15 protein-coding genes are annotated in these 22,326 nt (G+C 72.0%); 8 read left to right on the forward strand and 7 right to left on the reverse strand.

The genetic code is table 11. The annotated features are described in order from the left end of the window. Positions 1-101 precede the first annotated feature (101 nt). Positions 102-1,178: a HEAT repeat domain-containing protein gene (locus ACVDFE_RS24665; RefSeq protein ID WP_458432030.1), complete on the forward strand. Its 1,077-nt coding sequence runs from the start codon at positions 102-104 to the stop codon at positions 1,176-1,178. A gap of 48 nt (positions 1,179-1,226) precedes the next feature. Here the strand turns inward: ACVDFE_RS24665 and ACVDFE_RS24670 are convergent, their stop codons facing one another. Then, positions 1,227-3,179, reverse strand: coding sequence for an FAD-dependent oxidoreductase (locus tag ACVDFE_RS24670; protein ID WP_458434391.1), 1,953 nt, complete (start codon positions 3,177-3,179; stop codon positions 1,227-1,229). A 46-nt stretch (positions 3,180-3,225) separates the two neighbouring features. Here ACVDFE_RS24670 and ACVDFE_RS24675 point away from each other — a divergent pair, with 46 nt between their 5' ends. From ACVDFE_RS24675 to ACVDFE_RS24695, 5 genes are all read left to right on the forward strand, one after another. Continuing rightward, positions 3,226-4,188, forward strand: coding sequence for an alpha/beta fold hydrolase (locus tag ACVDFE_RS24675; protein WP_360388629.1), 963 nt, complete (start codon positions 3,226-3,228; stop codon positions 4,186-4,188). Positions 4,189-4,238: 50 nt separating this feature from the next. Further along, positions 4,239-5,198, forward strand: coding sequence for a hypothetical protein (locus ACVDFE_RS24680; RefSeq protein ID WP_458432031.1), 960 nt, complete (start codon positions 4,239-4,241; stop codon positions 5,196-5,198). A 20-nt stretch (positions 5,199-5,218) separates the two neighbouring features. Next, complete coding sequence (locus ACVDFE_RS24685) at positions 5,219-6,172, forward strand: hypothetical protein (RefSeq protein WP_458432032.1); 954 nt, start codon at positions 5,219-5,221, stop codon at positions 6,170-6,172. A gap of 132 nt (positions 6,173-6,304) precedes the next feature. Then, positions 6,305-7,972 (forward strand): maltose alpha-D-glucosyltransferase, encoded by a 1,668-nt coding sequence (gene treS, locus ACVDFE_RS24690; RefSeq protein WP_458432033.1) that lies wholly within the window; start codon positions 6,305-6,307, stop codon positions 7,970-7,972. After that, a complete protein-coding gene (locus ACVDFE_RS24695; RefSeq protein WP_458432034.1) occupies positions 7,969-9,324 on the forward strand; it encodes a maltokinase N-terminal cap-like domain-containing protein in 1,356 nt (451 codons plus the stop codon). Before treS ends, ACVDFE_RS24695 begins: the two co-directional genes overlap by 4 nt. 153 nt (positions 9,325-9,477) lie before the next feature. Here ACVDFE_RS24695 and ACVDFE_RS24700 read toward each other — a convergent pair whose 3' ends face one another. From ACVDFE_RS24700 to ACVDFE_RS24715, 4 genes are all read right to left on the reverse strand, one after another. Beyond that, positions 9,478-10,368 carry a hypothetical protein gene (locus ACVDFE_RS24700; RefSeq protein WP_360388616.1) on the reverse strand — a complete coding sequence of 297 codons (891 nt, stop codon included), beginning with the start codon at positions 10,366-10,368 and terminating at the stop codon, positions 9,478-9,480. 276 nt (positions 10,369-10,644) lie between these two features. Next, positions 10,645-11,043, reverse strand: a complete 399-nt coding sequence (locus ACVDFE_RS24705; protein ID WP_458432035.1) for an ankyrin repeat domain-containing protein — start codon at positions 11,041-11,043, stop codon at positions 10,645-10,647. Then, positions 11,040-13,232: a catalase gene (locus tag ACVDFE_RS24710; protein ID WP_458434392.1), complete on the reverse strand. Its 2,193-nt coding sequence runs from the start codon at positions 13,230-13,232 to the stop codon at positions 11,040-11,042. Before ACVDFE_RS24710 ends, ACVDFE_RS24705 begins: the two co-directional genes overlap by 4 nt. Before the next feature lie 153 nt (positions 13,233-13,385). Beyond that, positions 13,386-13,757: a hypothetical protein gene (locus ACVDFE_RS24715; RefSeq protein WP_360388607.1), complete on the reverse strand. Its 372-nt coding sequence runs from the start codon at positions 13,755-13,757 to the stop codon at positions 13,386-13,388. 211 nt (positions 13,758-13,968) lie between these two features. Between ACVDFE_RS24715 and ACVDFE_RS24720 the strand changes: the two genes are divergently transcribed. Beyond that, positions 13,969-15,786, forward strand: coding sequence for a trypsin-like serine protease (locus tag ACVDFE_RS24720; RefSeq protein WP_458432036.1), 1,818 nt, complete (start codon positions 13,969-13,971; stop codon positions 15,784-15,786). 211 nt (positions 15,787-15,997) lie between these two features. Here the strand turns inward: ACVDFE_RS24720 and ACVDFE_RS24725 are convergent, their stop codons facing one another. Further along, on the reverse strand, positions 15,998-17,545 hold the full coding sequence (locus ACVDFE_RS24725) for a S8 family peptidase (protein WP_458432037.1): 1,548 nt from the start codon (positions 17,543-17,545) through the stop codon (positions 15,998-16,000). Between the two features lie 21 nt (positions 17,546-17,566). Continuing rightward, positions 17,567-19,138, reverse strand: coding sequence for a S8 family serine peptidase (locus ACVDFE_RS24730; protein ID WP_458432038.1), 1,572 nt, complete (start codon positions 19,136-19,138; stop codon positions 17,567-17,569). Positions 19,139-19,274: 136 nt separating this feature from the next. On the opposite strand from ACVDFE_RS24730, the gene ACVDFE_RS24735 reads away from it, so the two are divergent. Next, on the forward strand, positions 19,275-22,169 hold the full coding sequence (locus tag ACVDFE_RS24735; RefSeq protein WP_458432039.1) for an ATP-binding protein: 2,895 nt from the start codon (positions 19,275-19,277) through the stop codon (positions 22,167-22,169). Positions 22,170-22,326: the final 157 nt, after the last annotated feature.

The following is a 22,326-nucleotide window of genomic DNA, read 5'->3' on the forward strand; positions in this document are numbered from 1 at the left end:
TTGACAACGTTGGCGTGCGAGGGTCGTTCAGGTTCTTGCACACACCCTGGCCTGCCGGGGTGGACCGATCAAGAGGGAATTCGGCCTGACATGATGCCGCCGTGCGCACAGCGGAAGCGATCTTGCGGGACACCGGCTGGGACGACCTGGAACACGCCTGCGGTCCCGCCTCCGACGCCCCCGGTCGGCTGGCGGCCCTGCTCAGCGAGGACCCGGAGGCCTGCGGAGACGCCCTCGGCTTCCTCGACTCGGCGCTGCTGCACCAGGGTTCGGTCTGCTCGGCGACCCTCCCGGCCGCCGAGTTCGTGGCCGCGGTCCTCGACGACCCGCGCGTGGGTGTCCCGTGTGAGAGCGCTCTGCCGTGGGATGAAAGAGAACGCCCGCTGCGCGCCGCTCTGCTGGAGTGGCTCGGCGCGTTCGCGGAGTCGGTGACGTGGGACGACGAGGACGAGGACGACGAAGAGGACGAGGACGACCCGTGGGTGGCCGGCCGGCTCCTCCTGCCGGACCTCTTCGACCGGGTCGCGCCGTTCCTGGACGACACCGACCCCGCCGTGCGCCAGGCGGCCACCGGTGCCGTGGCGCACCTGCTCCAGGCCGACGAGCTCGCCGACCGGCGGGGCGCCGTGGCCGACCGGTTGCTGCGTGCGGCGCAGGACGCGTCCCCGGCGGAGCGCGCGGGCATCGCGCTGAGCCTGGGCGGCTGGGGCATCCCGGCCCTGCTGACCGACGACCACCCCGGCGTGCGGGCGTGCGCGGCCGTCACCACCGCGCACGACGGCGATCCCGCGGCGCTCGCGGAGGTCCGGGCGGCGTTGCGCGACCCTGAGGCAGCCGACGACCTGCTCGGCGAGCACCCGCCCCAGCTGGAGGGAAAGCTGCGGTTCCAGCTGGTCGCGGCGCTGTTGCGGCGCACGACCGAGTTCGACCAGATCGCCGACGAGGCCGTGGCGGTCGCCCGGATGACCAACGAGTACACGGTGGACGCGGACTGGGGACCGCTGCTGCTCAGGGCGTTCCGCGGCGGTCCAGGTGATCGGCTCTCCGAGGCGCAGCGGCGCTTTCTCGGCGCGGTGGTGGACAACGACCGCTGCTGGGGCTCGATCGCGAACCGGGTGCTGTGGCTGCGCAGGGCCGGTCTGCCCGCCGACCGCGACGGGCTGCGCGCACTGCTCTGATCGGCCGTGGCGGGCAAGGGCCTGACCTCACCACCGTGCAGCGGCTGGTCAGGCGGAGTCCCGCCTGATCAGCGGAGCGGCGCCCAGGGCCGTCTCCAGCTGCTCCCAGCGCGTCACCAGGTCCGACATCATCACCATGAGCACGTCGGGGAACGCGTACAGGAAGCTCTGGTACCGGTAGTGGTCCAGGTAGTACACGACCACGTCGTCGGTCAGCGCCGTCGCGGACGTGGTGCGGGCGTTGAAGAACAGGTCGTGGTGGCCGAGCAGCGCGCCCCTGCCCAGCCGCGCGCGCTCGTAGATGCCGCCGAAGTCGACCTCGACCTCACCGGCGCGCACCAGGAACACGCCGTGGGCCGGGTCGTCCTCGCGGAACAACCGGTCACCGGCGCCGAACGGGATCTCGTCGAACATCGACGCCAGCGTCTCCAGTTCGGCGTCGGCCAGCGCGGTGAACAGGCGGACGCCGTGCGGGTCGGTGCTGTCGCGCAGGCACGCCACCCGTTCGGTCAGCTCGGGCTCGCTCAGGTGCGTCATCCGCATCCGCACGAACCGCAGCATCCGGTCGACGTTGCGCGTCTGGCGGCGCGGCGTGCCGGCGCTCGGCGGTGCGAACAGCGTCGCGTCACCGCTGATCCTGGCTGCCTCGCGCCGCCCGGACTCGTAGGCGCTGTGCACGCAGCCCCAGTGGTAGGGGTTCGTGCCCTCGCCGGCGAAGTGCAGCCAGTCGCCGACCGGTTCGGCGAGCGCGGCGACGTCCTTCGACGACGAGCCGACGCCGATGCACGTGTAGGAGCCGCGGGCGAACGGGTCGGCCGTCCACGCCGTGCGCGAGATGTGCTGCGGTGCGGGCACGTCCGGGCCGAAGACGTCCCGCACCACCGTGGTCGCGTACGCCTCGACGTGCTCGTCGGTCCACGTCTCCAGCTCCCGGCCCAGCGACGCACCGAGCAGCATCACCAGGATCGGCTTGCCGTGCGACTTCCACATGCTGATGACGACGGTGGGGTAGCGGTCGGTGTCGCGGCACAGGTAGCCGAACACGTACTGGTCGCGCGGCCAGAACGGCTCCGGGTAGTGCAGCGCGATCTTGTTGAGCGTGCCGAAGCCGAGCTTGTCGATCGCCGTCCGCTTGTCGCGGGGCAGCGGCGGGTCGAACCGCACCGCCCGCGCCTTGAGGACGCCCAGCGGCAGCGTCACCAGGACCCTGTCCGCCTCGAACACCCCCTGCCCCGTCGTGACGCGGCCCGGTTCGACCAGCGAGACCACGTGGCCGAGCCGCACGTCCAGCCCCTCGGCCAGAGCGTCCACAACGGACTGGTAACCCCGGTGCAACGTGCTGTCGCCGTAGCCGTACACCAGGTAGCCCTCCTCCCAGTGCTGGAGCGACAGCCGGTCCGGGTCCTCCGCCGCGTCCTCGCGCAGCAGCACGTTGAGGTGGTAGCGGACCGCCTGCTCGTCCTCGGCGGACAACGCCCTCCCGGCGAGGACCTCGCGCAACGCCTGGCCGAGCGCGACGTCGGGCAGCTCGTCCCTGCGGGCGAGCGCGGCGCGCTGTTCGAGCTCGTGCAGCACGTCGTCGGCCAGTTCCAGCGTGCGGCTCTTGTAGCGGTGGCCCACGACCCGGTTGTCCGCGCCGAACAGGTCGAGGCTGTCGAAGCCGCCGGTGTAGGCGCTGTCGCCGCCGACGTAGCTGTACGGGATGCCCAGGTCCTCGACCAGCTCGGTGACCGGGTTGCCGTCGGTGCCGTGGATCCAGTGCGCACCCAGGTCGACGCCGTGCCCATCGGTCCAGATCCGCCCGCCGACCCGGTCGCGCGCCTCCAGCACCGTGACCCGGTGCCCCCGGTCGTGCAACGCGCGCGCCGCGGCCAGCCCCGCCATACCCGCTCCGACCACGACCACGCTGGCTCTCTCCGGCATCGCACGATTGTGCGGTCGGTGGGTTGAGCCCGAACATTCCTCGATCGTGTACTTGCGTCGCAGGTCTTGCCGATACAGCAAGTTCTCGTGCCAGAACGGCCGGTCCGCCACAAGACTCCCCGGCATGATCCGCGCTCTCGTCCTCGTCCTGGCCCTCGTCACCGCCTGCGCCTCACCACCCGCCGAAGTCCCCGAGCACGCTGCTGTCACCCACGACGACCCGGTCTTCTCCCGCACGTTCCAGCACGGGTTCGCCGACGTCGACGGCATCCGCATGCACTACGTGACCGGCGGTGAGGGCACCCCGGTCGTCCTGCTGCACGGCTGGCCGCAGACCTGGTACGGGTGGTGGGAGGTCATGCCCGCGCTCGCCGAGCACCACACCGTCTACGCCGTCGACCTGCCCGGCCTCGGCGACAGCACCGGCACGCCGGCGAGCTACGACAAGGCCACCCTCGCGCGTTACGTCCACACCCTGATGACCCGGCTCGGCGTCCGCGACGCCACCGTCGTGGGCCACGACCTCGGTGCCGCCGTCGCCTTCCAGTACGCCGCGCAGTTCCCCGCCGACACCGCCCGCCTCGGCTACCTCGACCTGCCCCTGCCCGGTCCCGCCGTCGACGCCGCCGCCTACCGCTCCCTGAGCTGGCACATCGCGTTCCACATGCAGCCCCGCGTGCCGGAGGCCGTGGTGGGCAACGACGTCCGCGACTACCTCGCCCTGTTCTACCCGCAGGTCTCCTTCGGCGGCAGCGCGTTCGGCGGCACCGCGGACCGCTCGCCGTTCACCGCCGCCGAGATCGACGAGTACGCCCGCACCTACCGCAGGCCCTCGGCCCTGTCCGGCGGCTTCGACCTGTACCGCACCCTCGACCGCGACGTCCGCGACACCACGGCAGCCGCACCCGTCACCACGCCCGCACTGGTGCTCGCCGCGCAGGGGCAGGTCGAGGCCATCCGCGGCACCGCGGCGACCCGGATGACGAACGTCGTGCGGGCGGTGGACGTTCCGCGGGCCGGGCACTGGCTGGTGGAGGAGAACCCGGAGTTCGTGACCGCGGAGCTGCTGCGGTTCCTGAAGAGCTGACCACGGGAAATCGGTGGGAACGGGGAGCGGTGGCGTGGTCGAATGCGCCGGTGACCAGCAAGCGCTCCTCGACCACCGTCCGGACCCGGCACCACGCGCACCTCACCGCGCCACGACCCGGCGACGTGCTGAAGTCGGTGTCCGCGGGCCCGTCGGGCGAGGCCGTGGCGCTGTGGGTGGCGGCCGGTGACCTGCCGGAGGGCGCAGGACCCGCCAGCAGGGTGAAGCCCTCGGTGCCGGCCCACGTGACCGTGCACCAGCCGGACCAGGTGCTCACCGTCCGGCTCGCCGGCCTGAAGGTGGACTTCCCATCGGTGCAGCCGTTGCCCGGCGGCCGCTTCCTGGTGGTGGGTGCGCGGTGCCGGTGGCGGAAGAACGACCCGGAGCGCAACGCGTTCGTGTACGACGCCACCGGCGCGGTGGAGGCCGCGCACACCTTCGGCGACGGAATCGAGCACGTGCAGGCCACGCGCGACGGCGAGGTGTGGGTGGCGTACTTCGACGAAGGCGTCTACGGCAACTTCGGCTGGGGCGAAGCGGACTCCCCGGCGCCCGTCGGGTCCTGCGGGCTGATCCGGTTCTCCGCCGACCTCACCCGGCAGTGGCGGTACCCGTCGCACTGGGAAGACGAGTGGGGTGCCATCAGCGACTGCTACGCGCTCAACGTCGGCGACAGCGCGGCGTGGGCCTGCTACTACACCGACTTCCCGGTGGTGCGGATCGACGACGACGCCGTGTCCGGGTGGCACAACGAGGTGCGCGGCGCGAAGGCGCTCGCCGTGGCCGGTGACCGCATCGCCCTGTACGGCGGGTACGGACCGGACCGCCACCGGCTCGTCGTGGGGGTGCTGGCGAACGGCCGGGTCGAGGTGACCGGGAAGTTCCGGCTGGTCCTGCCCGACGGCCGGTCGCTGCCCAGGACGGCCGAGGTCGTCGGCCGGGGCTCGGACCTGCACGTGTTCGCGGGGGACGAGTGGTCGCGGCTCGGCGTCGAGGACATCGGGCGGTGACGGCGCGGGACGGTGGACCCGTGGACACGACCGAGGTTCTCGGTGCCGTGGCACATCCGGGCGGCCTGCTGGTGCACCGCCCGGAACTCGTCGTGGGTGTCGTGCGCGCGATCTCCACGCCCTGGGCCCTGGAGATCGAGCTGCAGGCCCGCCGTCCGCTCGACCACCGCGGCGCGGCCGAAGTCGCACCCCGCCGGTTGCTGCCCGCACACGACGAGGGCGTGGACCTGCGCGTGGCCTGGCTCGACGAGACCGGGCACGCGCACTGGGAGTACGCCCTCTCGTCGTGGTCCGACAGCGGCGACCACGTGGGCGGCACCTCCGGCCATCGGGTCGTGTTCCGCTTCCCGCCGGTGTTCGACGAGATGTCGCTCGTCCTCGCGTGGCCGGAGATCGGCTTCCCCGAGACAATTGTTCGCCTGCCGCTGCCGGACCGGGCCACCGTCGAGCGGACCACCACCTCGATCTGGCGGGCACCGCTGGACGTCCGGCCCCTGCCGCAGGGCCTGACCCACCACGTCGCACCGCACCACGACGCACCGGCCCTCGAAACGGGCACGATCGCCGCGCCACCGCTCGTGCTGCACCGCCGCGTCCACCGCGCCGCCGTGGTGCTCACCCGGTTGACCGTCGTGGGTCCCGTGCTGTCCGCGGAGCTGCTCTGCGTCGCCAGGGGCCACGCCGCTGACGTGGTCAACGAGCACGCCTTCTCCGATCGGCAGGACACAGCGCCGGACGACCCGGCCCGGGTCCGGACGAGTGGCCCCGGCGCCGCCGTGGCGGTCGTCCAGGGGAGCGGGGCGTTCTGGGTGCGGCGGGGGGAGCTGGTCGCCTCCGGTGGCGACCAGACGTTCTCCTGCCTCCAGCAGCTCGTCCTGCGGCGCCCGGAGGACGGGTGGCTCGACCTGGTGGTCGCGTGGCCGCTCGCCGGGCTCGGCGACGTGCTGGTGCGCGTCCCGCTCACCTCTGCCTGAAAGGTCGTCGTTTCCGCCGGTTCAGGCGAAGTGCGTACCGGCAGGTTCACACGACCGTGTGAAGGATTTGATCTTGGCGCCCGTCGTGCCCCACTCTGCCGCAATCCGACGACGTTGCGAGCGAGAGGTGCCATGGAGCACGAGGCGAACTGGTTCAGGGGCGCTGTCTTCTACGAGGTCCTGGTCAGGGCCTTCAGCGACTCCAACGGCGACGGCACCGGCGATCTGCGCGGCCTCGCGTCCAAACTGGACTACCTGGAGTGGCTCGGTGTCGACTGCCTGTGGTTGCCGCCGTTCTACGCTTCGCCGTTGCGTGACGGCGGGTACGACATCAGCGACTTCCGTGCGGTGCTGCCGGAGTTCGGCACGGTGGAGGACTTCGTCCACCTGCTGGAGGAGGCGCACCGGCGGGGCATCCGGGTGATCACGGACCTGGTGCTCAACCACACCAGTGACGCGCACCCGTGGTTCCAGGAGTCGCGGCAGAACCCGGACGGCCCGTACGGCGACTACTACGTGTGGAGCGACGACGACTCGCGCTACTCCGACGCGCGGATCATCTTCGTCGACACCGAGTCGTCCAACTGGACCTTCGACCCGGTGCGCGGGCAGTTCTTCTGGCACCGCTTCTTCAGCCACCAGCCGGACCTCAACTACGACAACCCCGCCGTCCAGGACGCGATGATCGACACCCTGCGGTTCTGGCTGGACCTCGGCATCGACGGGTTCCGCCTGGACGCGGTGCCGTACCTGTTCGAGCGCGAGGGCACCAACTGCGAGAACCTGGCGGAGACGCACGACTTCCTCCGCAAGTGCCGCAAGGTCGTCGACGACGAGTACCCCGGCCGCATCCTGCTCGCCGAGGCGAACCAGTGGCCGTCGGACGTGGTGGAGTACTTCGGTGACCCGGCGGTGGGCGGGGACGAGTGCCACATGGCGTTCCACTTCCCGTTGATGCCGCGGATCTTCATGGCGGTGCGGCGGGAGTCGCGGTTCCCGATCTCGGAGATCCTGGCGCAGACGCCGGCGATCCCGGAGAACTCGCAGTGGGGCATCTTCCTGCGCAACCACGACGAGCTGACGCTCGAGATGGTCACCGACGAAGAGCGCGACTACATGTACTCCGAGTACGCCAAGGACCCGCGGATGAAGGCCAACATCGGCATCCGCCGGCGCCTGGCGCCGCTGCTGGAGAACGACCGCAACCAGCACGAGCTGTTCACCGCGATGCTGCTGTCGCTGCCGGGCTCGCCGGTGCTGTACTACGGCGACGAGATCGGCATGGGCGACAACATCTGGCTGGCCGACCGCGACGCGGTGCGCACGCCGATGCAGTGGACCCCGGACCGCAACGCGGGGTTCTCCTCCTGCGACCCGGGCCGGATCTACCTGCCGGTGATCATGGACCCGGTCTACGGCTACCAGGGCCTCAACGTCGAGGCGCAGGCCCGCAGCCAGTCCTCGCTGCTGAACTGGACCCGGCACCTGATCGCGGTGCGCAAGCAGCACCGGGCGTTCGGCCACGGCGACTTCACCGAGCTCGGCGCGTCGAACCCCACCGTGCTCGCCTACCGCCGCACGCTCGGCGCCGACGTGGTGCTCTGCGTCAACAACCTCTCCCGCTTCCCCCAGCCCGTCGAGCTCGACCTGGCCGAGCACGTGGGCAGCGTGCCGGTGGAGCTCACCGGCGGCGTGCGGTTCCCGGCGATCGGGGAGCTGCCGTACCAGCTCACCCTGACCGGTCACGGCTTCTACTGGTTCCAGCTGACCTCCGACGTGGAAGGTGGCGACAAGAAGTGACGACGAGCGAGGCCGTCGAGGTCGTGCCGGAGCAGCTGGACCGCTGGCTGGTGACCCAGCCCTGGTTCCGCGGCCGCGGGCCGGTGGAGTGCGAACGCGTGACCGTGCTGCGCGACGGTGACCCGACGCTGGCCCACGTCGTGCTGGCGGCGGGCGGACGCCGCTACCAGCTGCTGCTGGGCGTGCGCGACGAGCTGCCGGAACGGCTGGTGCACGCCAGGATCGGCGCCGCGGGCGACCGCCAGGTGTACGAGGCGGTGTACGACCCCGAGCTCACCGCCGTGCTGCTGCGGCACTTCGAGGAGTCCGCGCAGGTGGCGGGCCTGCGGTTCCGCGGCGACCTGCCGCCGCGCTACACCGACGCGCCGGTGGGGAGGCCGTTCCCGGGCCTGCAGCGCAACTGCTCCATCGTCTACGGCCAGCGCCACGTGCTGAAGTTCTTCCGCGAGCTGGTCGCGGGCGACAACCCGGAGCTCGTGCTGCACACCGCCCTGCACTCCATCGACGACCCGCACATCGCACCGCCCCAGGGCGCGCTGGAGTCCGAGCTGGACGGGGAGCGCACCACGTTCGCGGTGCTGCACGAGTTCGTCCCGCTCGGCGCCCTGGGCTGGCCGATGGCGACCGCGAGCGTGCGGGACTTCCTCGCGAGCCCCGGCACGGACCCGCAGGCCGCGGGCGGTGACTTCGCCGCGGAGGCGCGCCGGCTCGGCCGGGCCGTCGCGCGGGTGCACGCCGACCTGCGCGAGACGCTCGGCGAGCAGACCGCGGGACCGGACGAGGAGGCCGAGTTCGTGGCGGCCCTGCACCACCGCCTGGACGCGGCACTGGCCGAGGTCCCCGCGCTGGCACCGTTCGAGGCGGGCCTGCGCGCCCGGTTCGACGCCGTCCTGGCCGCCGCGGAGCCGGTCCGCCTGCAGCGGGTGCACGGCGACCTGCACCTGGGCCAGGTGCTGCGCTCACCGCGCACGTGGGTGCTCGTCGACTTCGAGGGCGAACCCCACGGCGGTGCGGCGGAACGGGCCCGGCCACGCCCCGCGGAACACGACGTGGCCACCGCCCTGCGGTCCCTGCACTACGCGGCGGCACAGCTGCTGGTGGGCGCGGACGACGTGGCCACCCTGCTGCCGCGGGCCGCTCGGTGGCTGGACCGCAACCGCGGCGCGTTCTGCGACGGCTACGCCGAGGTGGCGCCGGACCGCCGTCCCGGTGGCGCGCTGCTGGCCGCGGTCGAGCTGGACCGGGCGGTGCTGGAGGTGTGCCACGAGCAGCGCTACCGTCCCGAGTGGACGGTCATCCCGCTGTCGGCGATCGCGGAGGCGGTGACCGGCGAGCCCGCCTGGCTGGTGTAGCCGGGTTTCGGACGGCGGCGGGCCTCAGCGGTCCGGCCGCCGTCCACGGCCGGCGTGATCGCATCGTCGGTGCGGTCGTTGTCGGCAAGCTCGTGGTGGGACCGCGAGCCAGGTCGTCGTCGGCTCTCCGCGTTCGGCACCGCCGCCCGCGGCTCAGCCGGACTTGAGCAGGTTCTGCGTGTCGCCCCGCCGCTGGGTGCCCACGGTCGCGTCCGTGCCGATCAACGGCACCGCCGTCGTCCGCACCGGTTCGAGCACCGGGGTGGCCTGGGTCCAGCTGCGCAGCAGGTGCCGGCACAGGGACGCCTCCAGGGCGATCGCGGCGGCAGCGGCGTGCAGGAGGTCCTGGGTCCGGCCGGGGTGGGCGGACAGGTGTTCGCGGCTCTCGTTCAGCATCCTGGCCCAGCGCTCGTCCGGCGCCTCCGCGACGGACCGGACCGGGCGGCCGCCGACGCGGTGCAGGCCCGCGGTGAGGCGGCGGTCGAACAGCAGCGCGATGCCCGCCGCCGCGGTCCGGTGGCCGATGGCCGTGGCGGTGGAGAGGGCCAGTGCGCTCATCGTGTTGTGGGCGGCGATGGCGACGGCGGGCACGCGGTCGATCGCGGGCTGCGGCTCGTGCAGCGACTTCGCGGTGACGAGCTCGCGCAGCTGCGTGGTGGTGGCCTTGGTCTCGATGAACGTGTACAGCGCGGTGTGGCTGCTGCGCATCAGGCTGATGAGGTGGTCGCCGATGCGGGCGGGGGAGGCGGTGTCACCGCCCGCGTCCCTGACCATCGGCGCGGTCATCTCCCGCAGGGCGGCCAGCCACCGCTCGCTCAGCAGCGCACGCCACCGCACGACCTCCGGCTCGGCCGCGCGCTCGGCGCCGACGCCGTCGAACTCGCCTTCGTGCAGGGCGATCCACAGGGCCAGCTGGAAGTCCGGGTCGGCCACCAGCCGCGCCGGCTCGTCGACCGCCGTGAGGGCGGGGGGTGCCGTGCGGACGTCGAGCAGTGCGGCGATGACGCCGGCGCTCAACGGTCCTCGGGCGGTGGGCAACAACATCAGTGCCTCCGACGGGGGTGATCGCGATCCCGTGATCACTTACCCCTCCCGGGGTTCGTCAAACGCCTTCCCGGATTCCGGTACCCGGACGTGGGTCCGCGCCCTGCCGCTGAGGCGCCGTACAGGGGCGGCGAGGTCGCGTTCTTCAGGTCGTGTCCGGCTGACCGGACACGACCTGAAGAACGCGCGAGCTGGAGCACCCGCAACCCCGATGACGGCAGGTCGGCGGTCATCTCCCCGGGGGACGACCGCCGCCGACCTCCCGGCCGACCCGGCTCAGGCCGTCCGGGACCCCAGCAGTTCCAGCATCTCCGGCAGGTCGAAGAACCGCGCCACGTCGAGCGCGGACCTCGGCCCGAGTGCCGGGTCCGCCCCGGCCTCCAGCAACAGCCGCACGGAGCGCTCGGAACGGCGGAACACCGCCGCCCCGAGCGCGGTCTGCCCGCGGTCGTTGACCCGCCCGGTGTCGGCGCCGCGCTCCAGCAGCGCGGCGACGGTGTCGGAGTGGTTGTGGTACGCGGCCAGGACCAGCAGCGAGTCACCGGCGCCGTTGGTGAGGTTCACCGGCACGCCCGCGTCGAGTGCCTCGGCCAGCCGCTCGGTGTCGCCAGTGCGGGCCAGGTCGAACATCGACTGCAGGAACGCGAGCTCCTCCTCCGTCAGCGCCCCGGTCATGCGATCGTCGCCGGGAACCGTTCCCACACGCGGTGGGCGCCGAGCAGCGTCATCAGCTCCGTGAACACCTTCGTCGCGTCCTCACCGGCCACCACGCCCGCGGCACCGGTGATCCCGGCGGCCTCCAGGGCAGCGCGGCCGGTGCCCCACGCGCCGATGGCCTTGGCGTGGCGGAAGCACTCCTCGACCATCAGCAGCACGCGCGGGTCGACGGTCGTGCCCGGCGCGCCCGCCTTCGCGTCCCTGGCCGGCACCGCGTCCGGGCCGGGCGGGGGAGCCGCGGCGAGCAGCAGGGCGTCGAACTCGATCGACCGGGCCGTGAGGAACGTGCGCTGCGCGACCAGGCCGGAGTCGCCGATGGGGCCACCGGTCGGCGCGATCAGCAACGGCACCATCCCGCCGGCCAGGATCGTCTCGCGGATGGTCCGCACGCCGTCGAGGTCGGCCGGGTCGACCACGATGCCGATGAGGCGGCCGTCGGTCGGCCAGGTCTTCCCGACCTGGGAGAGCGCCGGGCTCGGCGTGACCTTCCTCGGCCGCACGGTGGGTTCGGGCGCGGGCAGGCCGAGGCCGCGGGCGACCTCCGCGCACAGCGTCGGGTCGACGTTGGCGAGCACCCGCAGCTGGCGTTCCTTGATCGCCTGCTCGTAGCACTTGCCGAGCTCGAAGGTGAACGCGCGCACCACGTGCTCCTTCTCCACCGGCGACAGGCTCAGCCAGAACAGCCGCGGCTGCGTGAAGTGGTCGGAGAACGACACGGGCGACTGCCGCACCTTCGCCGACTTCGGCAGCGGCTGCGCCACCTCGACGAACGCCCGGTCCTCCACGCCCGCGGTGAACGGGTTGCCGCCGTCGAGCGTGTTCGGCCGGTACGGCGCCACCCCGGCGTGCACCGCGTGCTGGTGGTAGCCGTCGCGGAACATGTCGTTGACCGGCACGTGCGGGCGGTTGATGGGGATCTGGTTGAAGTTCGGCCCTGCCAGCCGGGTCAGCTGGGTGTCCAGGTAGGAGAACAGCCGCGACTGGAACAGCGGGTCGTCGGTGACGTCGATGCCGGGCACCAGGTTGCCGAGGTGGAACGCGACCTGCTCGGTCTCGGCGAAGAAGTTCATGGTGTTGCGGTTGAGCGTCAGGAGGCCGACCGGCTGCACCGGCGCGAGCTCCTCCGGCACGATCTTCGTCGAGTCCAGCAGGTCGATGCCCTCGAACGTCTGCCGCGGGGTGTCCGGGAAGATCTGCAGGCCGAGCTCCCACTGCGGGTACGCGCCGGACTCGATCGCGTCGGCGAGGTCGCGGCGGTGGAAGTCCGGGTCGAAGCCGTTGGCCATCTGCGCCTCCTCCCACACCAGGGAGTGCACGCCCAGCTTCGGCTTCCAGTGGAACTTCGCGAGCGCGGTCTCACCCTCGGCGTTGACGAGCCGGAACGTGTGGACGCCGAAGCCCTCCATCGTCCGGTACGAGCGGGGGATGCCGCGGTCGGACATGTTCCACAGGACGTGGTGGGTGGCTTCGGTGTGGGTGGACACGAAGTCCCAGAACGTGTCGTGCGCGCTCTGCGCCTGCGGGATCTCCCGGTCCGGGTGCGGCTTGCCGGCGTGGATGATGTCCGGGAACTTGATGCCGTCCTGGATGAAGAAGACCGGGATGTTGTTGCCGACCAGGTCGAAGTTGCCCTCCTGGGTGTAGAACTTCGTCGCGAACCCGCGGGTGTCGCGGACCGTGTCGGCCGAACCGCGCGAGCCCAGCACGGTCGAGAACCGCACGAACACCTGCGTCTCCACGCCGTCGCCCAGGAACGCGGCCTTGCAGACGTTGGCGGCCGTGCCATAGCCGACGAACACGCCGTGCGCGCCGTAGCCGCGTGCGTGCACCACGCGCTCCGGGATGCGCTCGTGGTCGAAGTGCATGATCTTTTCGCGCAGGTGGTGGTCCTGCAGCAACGTCGGGCCGCGGTCACCGGCCTTGAGCGAGTGGTCGGTGTCGTACAGCCGCGCGCCGGCCGACGTGGTGAGGAACTCGCCCTGCTGACCGTTGGCGAGCTTCGGGGCACCGGTGGGCGCTCCCGTCGGTGACACCGTCTCCGGACCGGTCTGGTCCTGCTTGGGCGGCAACGGGCCCCGCGGCTCGGTCGGCTCCTCGAGCGAAGGCGGCTCGCTGTTCGGCACGCCGGGGATCGGCGGGTTCACCATCTCGGTGACCTTGTCGACCGCCTTCTCCAACGCCGCCTTCACGCGCTTGCCCGGCTTCTGGGTCGCCACTTGCTTCCTCCTCGGAGCTTGAACGTCAGCCAGGCAGTACCCGCCTAAACGCCATCTATGCGTGACAACCCGTCCGAGTATTGGTCAGCGCCGCCGTTTCTTCTCCTTCGCCTTCTTCTCCTTCGCGGCGGGCGCGGGCACGATCCGCTCCGCGACCGCAGGTGGCGCGGCGGCCAGCCCCGGCCCGCCGGCCTCGACCCACTCGACGACACCGTCCACCACCTCGTCCTCCAGCACCGACCCGACCCACACCGGCCGGGCGCCCGCGGCCCGTTCCCGCGCGCCGGGCAGCACGACCACGACGTTGGACACCTCGCACGCGTCCAGGCAGTCGGCGACCCGGACACCGGACAGGCGGGAACGCAGGACCGCGAGCTGGTGGTCGTGGTCGACGTCGGGGTGCTTGCGCGCGGTACCGCAGCAGCACCCCCGGCAGACGGTGATCTTGGGCGTCATGCCCTGAGTTCTACCCACCGACCGGCCGCGAGGGGTGTGAACGTGCTGCGGTTCTCAGTCCCGCGATCCGGGCGACCGGCCGATAAAGTGCCGTACCCCTACGGATGCGGACCCTGATTGTTCCTCACCGGACACCGCCTGACAGTGATCGGCAGTGAACTGCCGCCGTCCCTGCCTGAAGGCGAGCGTTCCTGATCCGAGAGGAACTGAAGTGAACAGAACACCACGGTCCTGGGGTCTGCTGGCCCTGGTCGCCGCGGCGGCGCTGGCCCCGGTCAGCACCGCGCACGCGGCACCGGAGAACGCCCAGCGCACCGCCCCGGCGGCCACCTACCTCGGCGACACCGTCCCTGCGAACCTCGGTGACGTCTCGCCCATGTTCGCCGGCGGCCAGAACGCCACGGTGAGCGAGTTCCCCGGCATCGTCGCGGGCATCCGCGCCGGTGGCTCCCGGCCGGAGGGCCAGACCTGCACCGGCACGGTCGTCGCCCCGCGCAAGATCCTCATCGCGGCGCACTGCGCGGACGCGGAGGGGGAGAAGAAGTTCGTCTACGGCCTCGACGACCTCAAGGACTACCGGGGCGGCGCCGGTTCCGGGTTCGCCGTGAACGTCGTCAGCTACAAGAAGCACCCGCGGTACGTCAACTTCGACCAGGGCTACGACGTGGCGGTCGTGACCGTCGACCGCGACATCGCGCTCAAGGGCGGGGCGGCCTACCCGAAGTTCGCCACCTCGGCGGACGCCGGCGGCGCGGCACCGGGCAAGACGGGCCAGGGCTTCGGCTACGGCAAGAAGGACTTCAACGACACCTCGCAGGACGTCACGCTGGACAAGGCGGGCCTGCCGGTCGTCGACGGCGACCGGGTCTGCCAGGGCGTCGGCGCGGGCTTCAAGTCGGCGACCATGATCTGCGCCGGCTACTCCGACGGCCGCACCACGATCCTGCCCGGTGACAGCGGTGGCCCGCTGGTCGTCGACGGCAAGGTCTACGGCGTCGCGTCGTGGAGCCGGTCGGACTTCAAGTGGTACTCGATCTACGGCCGCCTCGACAACGACATGGGCGACTGGGTGAAGACCGAGGTCGGCGAGCAGCCCCCGGTCGGTGACTTCGGGCTGACCGTCGCGCCGGGCAGCGGTTCGGTCGCCGCCGGCAAGGCGCTGTCCGCCGCGGTCAACACGACCGCGGGCTCGGGTGGTGCGGAGAACGCGACGCTGTCCGCCTCCGGCCTGCCCAGCGGCGTGAAGGCGGTCTTCCAGCCGACGTCGGTCACCACCGGCGGCTCGGGCAAGGTCACGTTCGACGCGAGCACCACCGCTCCGAACGGCACCTACGAGATCACCGTCACCGGCACCACGTCGAGCGGCAAGACCGCGTCCGGCAGGTACTCGCTGACCGTCACCGGCGGCGGCGACCCGCAGCCGGGCGACTTCACCCTGGCGGCGACCCCGAGCAGCGTGAAGGCGGCCAAGGGCAAGTACGTCTCGACCACCGTCGGCAGCACCGGCGACGGCCAGACCATCACCCTCTCAGCCTCCGGCGTGCCCACCGGCGTGAAGGCGGCCTTCCAGCCGTCGTCGATCGCCGCGGGCAGCGCGGCCAAGCTGACGCTCGACGTCTCCACCACCGCGGCCGCCGGCACCTCGTCGATCACGGTCACCGGCACCGACGCGGGCGGCAAGACCGCCACCACCACGGTCTCGCTCACCGTCGAGGGCACCGAACCGCCGACCGGTGAGGTCACCGTCACCGCGACGCCGTCGTCAGCGACCGTCAAGCAGGGCCTGCTCGCGCAGACCCTGGTGAAGGCCGCCGGCGGCACCGGGAACCTCACGCTGACCGCGTCCGGGGTGCCCGCGGGCGCGCAGCTGTCGTTCAACCCGGCCACCATCGGCCAGAACGGCAGCAGCAACGTCTGGATCTTCACGAACTTCTCCACCCCGCCCGGCACCTACCCGATCACCGTCAAGGCCACCTCGGCGGACGGCAAGACCGGCACGACGACGTTCACGCTGACCGTCACCCGCTAGCAGCAACAACGACGTGTGGGGTGTGACCGCTTCCCGCGGTCACACCCCACACGTGTTCTCGCTGCTGAGCAGGTTGCCAGCTGTCGTGCCTTCGCCCCCGAGTTCCCGCCCCTGGCTCTGCCGGCGTCTGCAAGTACCACCAACTGGTACTTGCAGACGCCTTGGGCAAGCAAGGAGGGGAGGGGCGGACAAGACTTCTGGCCCCAGGTGTTCAGACCGTGAGAGTCCAGGAGTCGATGGTGCCGACGTCGTAGGTGTAGACGTCCTTCACCTGGAGCTTCCACGTGCCGTTGCGCGTCTCCGAGGAGAGGTCGACGGTGTAGGTCTCGTGGACCCCCGCCGAGGACGACGCGCCGCCGGCCTTCTTGAGCACGTAGGACCGGCCGGACGGGCCGACCAGGTCGATGGCCAGGTCACCGGTGTAGGTGTGGTTGATGTCGACCTTGACGGTTGCCGAGGCCGTGGAGTTGCCGGTGCAGCCCGCGATCGTGACCGAGGACGAGACCGCGGTGCCGTTGTCCGGGATGGACACGTCCTCGCCGTTCGTGCCGGGGCCGCACTCCGGTGCCGGGCCGCCGCCGATGAACCCGCTGTGGAGCAGCTTGTTCGGTGAACCCGAACCGGGGTTGGTGACCTTGCCGCTCGTGGCGCCGTTCACCAGCGCGTCGCGCAGGGCCTGGGGGCTCGCGGACGGGTTGGCCGACAGGTACAGGGCCGCGACCCCCGCGACGTGCGGGGTGGCCATGGACGTGCCGGACATGTTCGTGGCACCGCCGTTCAGCCCGAGCGAGGTGATGTTGTCACCCGGCGCGAAGATGTCGGTGCAGGTGCCGTAGTTGGAGAACGAGGCACGGGCGTCGTTCGACGAGGTCGCGTTCACGGTGATCAGCGCCGCGATCTTCGCGGGGCCGGTGGAGCAGGCGTCGGTCGAGCTGTTGCCCGACGCGACGGCCATCTGCACGCCCGAGCTCACCATGCCGGCGATGGCGTCGTTGCCGATGTCGGCGGTGTCGAACGTCCAGGAGGCGTTGACCACCGCGGGCTTGCGGGCGTTCGCTGTGATCCACTCGATCGCCTTGACACCCGCGGAGTCCGGGCCGTTGCCGGTGCAGCTGGTGCCCAGCATCCGCACCGACACCAGCTTCGCCTTCTTGGCCACGCCGTAGGTCTTCGACCCGACCGTGCCCGCCACGTGCGTGCCGTGGCCGGAGCAGTCCTGGCCGTTCTGGCCGTCCTCGATGAAGTCCGCGCCGACGGTGGCACGGCCCTCGAAGTCGGCGATGCCGGTCTTGATGCCGGTGTCGGTGACGTAGACGGTGACGTTCGACGCGCCCCCGTCCGGGTAGCTGAACCTCTTGTCCAGCGGGAGGTTCGCCTGGTCGATCCGGTCCAGGCCCCAGGTCGGGTTGCTCTGCACCTCGGTGGCCCGCGCCGTGCCGTCCTGGTAGACGGCCTTGACCGCGGGGTCGGCCGCGAGCCTGCGGGCCTGCTGCGAGCTCAGGCCCGTGACCTGGAACCCCTGCATGGCGCGGGAGAACACGGTGTCGAGGGTGCCGCCGTAGCGCTGGACCAGCGTGGAGGAGGCGGCCTGGACACCGGCCAGCGAGATGCCGCCGGCCGGTTTGAGGGAGACGATGAAGCTGTCGCCAGGGGCGGGGTTCTTGGCCCGGACGAAGTCGGCCTCAGCGGCGTGCGCCGCCGGGGCGGTGATGACCGAGAGCGACGCCAGCACGGCGAGCCCGAGAGCGGTGCGTTGCATGACAGGTCCTTCCGGGCGTCGTCAGAACGTCAGGGTCCAGGAGTCGATGGTGCCGCTGTCGTAGCTCCACACGTCCGTGACCTGCAGCTTCCACGTGCCGTTGCGGTCCTCCGCGGACGCGTCGACGGTATAGGTCTCGTGCACACCGGTCGTGGACGACGCGCCGCCCGCCTTCTTGAGGCCGTACTTCGCGCCGGACGGGCCGACCAGGTCGATGGCCAGGTCAGCGGTGTAAGGGTGGTTGATGTCCACCTTCACCTTGGTGGTGGTGGACGCCTTGCCGGTGCAGTTCGAGACGGTCACCGAGGAGGAGACGGCGGTGTTGGTGTCCGGGATGGACACGTCGTCGCCGTTGGTGGCCGCCGCGCACGGCTCGGGGTCGGGGCCGCCGCCACCGATGAAGGAGATGTTGAGCAGCTTGTTCGGCGAGCCCTTGGTGTCCGAGATCTTGTCCGGCGTCGAGTTGTTCACCAGCGCGTCGCGGACCTGGGCAGGGGTGGCAGAAGGGTTCGCCGAGAGGTACAGCGCGGCCGCGCCGACCACGTGCGGGGTGGCCATCGAGGTGCCGCCCATCGACGTGGTGCCGCCGCCGTTCTTCGTGGAGGTGATGTTCGAGCCGGGCCCGAAGATGTCGACGCACGAACCCCAGTTGGAGGCCTGGCCGCCGGTGTAGATCGAGCGCTTGTCGGCCGAGTCGCTGGCGGCCACCGTGATGGCCTCCGGCGTGCGGGCGGGGGAGGTCTGGCAGGCGTCGCCGTTGTTGTTGCCCGCCGCCACGCCGAACGTGACGCCCGCCGCGATCGCCCGCTTCACCGCGCTGTCCACAGTGGAGTCGGCGCCGCCGCCGAGGCTCATGTTCGCCACGGCCGGCTTCTTCGCGTTCTGGGCGACCCAGTCGATGCCCTTGATGATCTGCGAGTACTGCCCGTTGCCCGAGCAGTCGAGCACGCGCACACCGACGAGGTTGACCTTCTTGGCCACGCCGTAGGTCTTCGACCCGACCGTGCCGGCGACGTGCGTGCCGTGGCCCTGGCAGTCCGAGGCGTCCGGGTCGTTGTCGATGAAGTCGTAGCCGTCCTTGGCACGTCCCTCGAACTCCGGGTGCGCCTTGTAGATGCCGGTGTCGAGGATGTACGCGGTGACGTTGGAGGCGGTGTTCGGGTAGGTGTAGCGCTGGTCGAGCGGCAGGTTCGCCTGGTCGATCCGGTCGAGGCCCCAGGTCGGGTTGGTCTGGGTCTCTGACATGCGCGCCCAGCCGTCCTGCTGCACGTAGGCGACCTGCGGGTCGGCCGCGAGCCGCCGGGCCGCCGCCTCGTCGAGCTTCACCGCGAAACCGCGCACGGAGGCGACGTAGGTGTTGCTGACCTTGCCGCCGTGCTTGCGGGCCAGGGCGAGTGCCTTGGCGTTCGTGGTCGGCGCGTCGCTCGCCCCGTCCTTGAACACCACGATGTAGCTGCCCGCGACGGGCTGCGCCACCGCCCTGACCTCGGCCTGCTGGGCGAAGGCGGGGGTCGCCGCCGCAGCCGCGGCGCACAGGGCGGCCACACCGAGTCCGGCCGTGACCAGCCGGCGGGATGTGCGATCGAGTCGCATCTGAGGTTCTCCGTTCTGGGCCGCCTCGGCAGGGAGTGGGCGGCCACGTGCGGATCACCATCGGTCGCGTGCGCACCGCGAACAATCCGGATATCGCTACGTAGGGATACCCGTCTTTCGCCTAAGATCAGTCCGGATGAGTCGGACACCGAGCCAGCGCCGGCCCGGCCCCGCCGCACTGGTGCGGACCAGCTCCCCGGTGCTCGTGGGGCGGGGGGACCAACTCGGCACGCTGCGCGCCGCCGTGCCGAGGCACCCCGCCGTGGTCATGGTCGAGGGCGAGGCCGGTGTGGGGAAGTCCCGCCTGGTCCGCGAGCTGCTCGACTCCGACCTCGGTCCGATCGCCGTGCTGATCGGGCACTGCCAGCCGGTGGGGGAGCCGTTCCCGTACGGGGCGGTGCTGGAGGCGTTGCGCGACTGCGCCGAACGGCTCGCGCGCGGTCCGCGGCTCAGCCCGGTGACCGGTGTGCTGGGCGCGTTGCTGCCGGAGATCGCCGAACACCTGCCGCCGCCACCGCCGCCGACCGGCGACCCGCGGGCCGAGCGGCACCGGGTGTTCCGCGCGGTGCGGGAGCTGGTGAGCGTCCTCGGGCCGGTGCTGCTGGTCGTGGAGGACCTGCACTGGGCCGACGACGGGTCGCGGCAGCTGCTGCGGTTCCTGATGGGCGACCCGCCCGCGAACCTCTCGATCGTGGTCACCTACCGGCGCGAGGACGTGCCCGGCGGGGTGCCGCTGGGGTCGGCGTACCGGCCGCCCGGTGGGACCACCAGCGCGGTGCTGGAGCTCGAGCCGCTCGACGTGGCCGAGGTGCGGGCGCTGACCTCGGCCATCCTCGACGGCGAGCCGGTGTCCGCGGAGTTCGCGGCCAAGCTGCACGAACGCACGGCGGGCATCCCGTTCGTCGTCGAGGAGACCCTGCGCGCGCTGCGGAACCCGGCCGGTGCCGTGCACGCCGACGGTGCCACGGCGCGGCGGCTGCTCGACCACGTGGACGTGCCGGTGCTGCTGCGCGACGCGATGGCCGAGCGGCTGGCCGCGTTGCCGGTGACCGCGACCCGGCTGGTGCAGGCCGCGGCCGTGCTCGGGGTACCCGCGACGGCCGAGCTGCTCGGTGCGGTGGCCGCCATCGGGGAGAACCGGGTGCGCACGGCGTTGACCCACGCGCTGACGGGCCACGTTCTGCACGAGGCCGACGCACGCACCTACGGCTTCCGCCACGCGCTGGCACGCCAGGCCGTGTACGACACGTTGAGCGGACCGGACCGCCAGCAGCTGCACAGCCGGGCCGTCGAGGCGTTGTCGCAGGTCGAGCCGCTGCCGTTGGTGCAGCTGGCCGAGCACAGCGAACGCGCTGGTCACACCGCCGAGTGGCTGCGCTTCGGTGAGGCCGCCGCCGACCGGGCCGCCGAACGCGGTGAGGCCGGGACCGCCACGGCCCTGCTGCAACGGCTGCTGTTCGACCCGGCCGTGCCCGCGGCCGACGTGGACCGGCTCGCGATCAAGCTCGGCGAGGTCGCCCACCGCGGCCTCGACCAGCACGCCCCGACCGAGGCGCTGGAACGCCTGCTGTCCGACCGGCGGCTGTCCGTCTCGGCGCGCGGCGAGGTGCGCCTGTTCCGCGGCCTGCTGCTGATCCGCCAGGCCGGCGGCCTGGAGGAGGCCCGCGTCGAGATCGAACGCGCCGTCGCCGACCTGGGCGAACGCCCCGACCTGGCCGCCCGCGGCGCCGCCGTGCTGGGCCTGCCCTACCTCGGCACCACACCGGTCGGCGAGTGCATGCCGTGGCTGGACCTCGTCGAGGAGCACCGCGCGTCGACCGGCGACGCCGAGCTGCGGCTGTCGCTCTACGCCAACCAGCTCGGCTCGAAGATGCACACCGGCGACCCGTCCGTGCTGCGCGAGCTGGACTTCACCCCCGCCACGACCCCCGGCGAACTGCGCCAGCTCGCCCGCGCCCACTGCAACCTCGCCGACGCGCTGGCCACCACCGGCCACCTCGACCTGTGCGGTGACCTGCTGCGCGACGGCCTGCGCCTCGCCGCCGAGTGCGGCGCCCCGTTCGTGGTGAGCACCGCCCAGGCCACCCGCGTCCGCCTCGACTGGCTGACCGGCCGCTGGGACGGCCTCGCCGACCGCGCCCAGACCCTGCTCGACGAGTACCGCGACCTGTTCCCGGTGGCCAGCGAGCTGAACCTGGTGCTCGGCTCGCTGGCCACCGCGCGCGGCGAGTGGGCGGAGGCCACCAGCCACCTCACCGAGACCGGCGCGTTCGCCCCGGAGGAGTCGATCGCCCCGGTCGCCATCGCCGGCTGCGCCGCACTGGCGTGGACGGTGCTGTCGCAGGACGAGGTCACCCGCGCCTACGTGGACGTGGACCGCGGCCTCGCCGTCGTGCGCGCCAAGGGCGTCTGGGTGTGGGCCACCGAGCTGGGCCCGGTCGCCGTGGCCACGTTCCTCGCCGCCGGCCGCGAAACCGACGCCGAGACCCTGATCGCCGACATCGCCCGCGGCATCGAGGGCCGCGACGCACCGATGGCGGTGGCCGCACTGGCCCAGTGCCGCGCCCGCCTCGCCGAGGCCCGCGGTCAGCTCGACGTCGCCATGACGCTCTACCGGGAAGCCGCCGACCGCTACGCGGCGCTGCCCGCGCCGTACTTCACGGCCCTGGTGACCGAACGCGAGGCCGTCTGCCTGCTCCCGACCGACCACGAGAAGGCGACCGAGGTCCTCTCCGCCCTGGTGGACACCTTCGACGCGCTGGGCGCGACCCGCGACGCCGCCCGGTGCCGCCACCTGCTGCGCAGCATCGGCGGCGGCAAACCCTCCCGCCGCGGCCGCCGCGGCTACGGCAACGAGCTGTCCCCGCGCGAACAGGAGGTCGCCCGCCTGCTCGCCGCCGGCCACACCAACCGCAAGATCGCCGACGTGCTGTTCCTGTCGCCGCGGACCGTGGAACAGCACGCGGCCAGGGTGCTGCGCAAGCTCGGGGTGTCGTCGCGGGCGGAGCTGCAGGCGGAGGACCTGGGCTGACCGGTTGCGCGGTGGTGTTCAGCCGAGCAGCCTGGCGCACGCCCTGGCCATGCTGTCGCGGTCGCCCGCTGACAGGGCCCGTCAGCGGCTGTCAGGCCCTGCCAGCCGCACGTGCGCCCGGTGCCAGCGCCTCCCACCAGTCTTCTGGGCGTACACC

This window comes from Lentzea chajnantorensis (assembly GCF_054300775.1).

Coding starts and splice junctions, on each gene's coding strand:
- ACVDFE_RS24705 (WP_458432035.1), bottom strand. CDS start 11,043: ATGACCGGGGCGCTGACGGAGGAGGAGCTCGCGTTCCTGCAGTCGATG.
- ACVDFE_RS24735 (WP_458432039.1), top strand. CDS start 19,275: ATGAGTCGGACACCGAGCCAGCGCCGGCCCGGCCCCGCCGCACTGGTG.
- ACVDFE_RS24730 (WP_458432038.1), bottom strand. CDS start 19,138: ATGCGACTCGATCGCACATCCCGCCGGCTGGTCACGGCCGGACTCGGT.
- ACVDFE_RS24700 (WP_360388616.1), bottom strand. CDS start 10,368: ATGTTGTTGCCCACCGCCCGAGGACCGTTGAGCGCCGGCGTCATCGCC.
- ACVDFE_RS24725 (WP_458432037.1), bottom strand. CDS start 17,545: ATGCAACGCACCGCTCTCGGGCTCGCCGTGCTGGCGTCGCTCTCGGTC.
- ACVDFE_RS24710 (WP_458434392.1), bottom strand. CDS start 13,232: ATGGTGAACCCGCCGATCCCCGGCGTGCCGAACAGCGAGCCGCCTTCG.
- ACVDFE_RS24675 (WP_360388629.1), top strand. CDS start 3,226: ATGATCCGCGCTCTCGTCCTCGTCCTGGCCCTCGTCACCGCCTGCGCC.
- treS (WP_458432033.1), top strand. CDS start 6,305: ATGGAGCACGAGGCGAACTGGTTCAGGGGCGCTGTCTTCTACGAGGTC.
- ACVDFE_RS24715 (WP_360388607.1), bottom strand. CDS start 13,757: ATGACGCCCAAGATCACCGTCTGCCGGGGGTGCTGCTGCGGTACCGCG.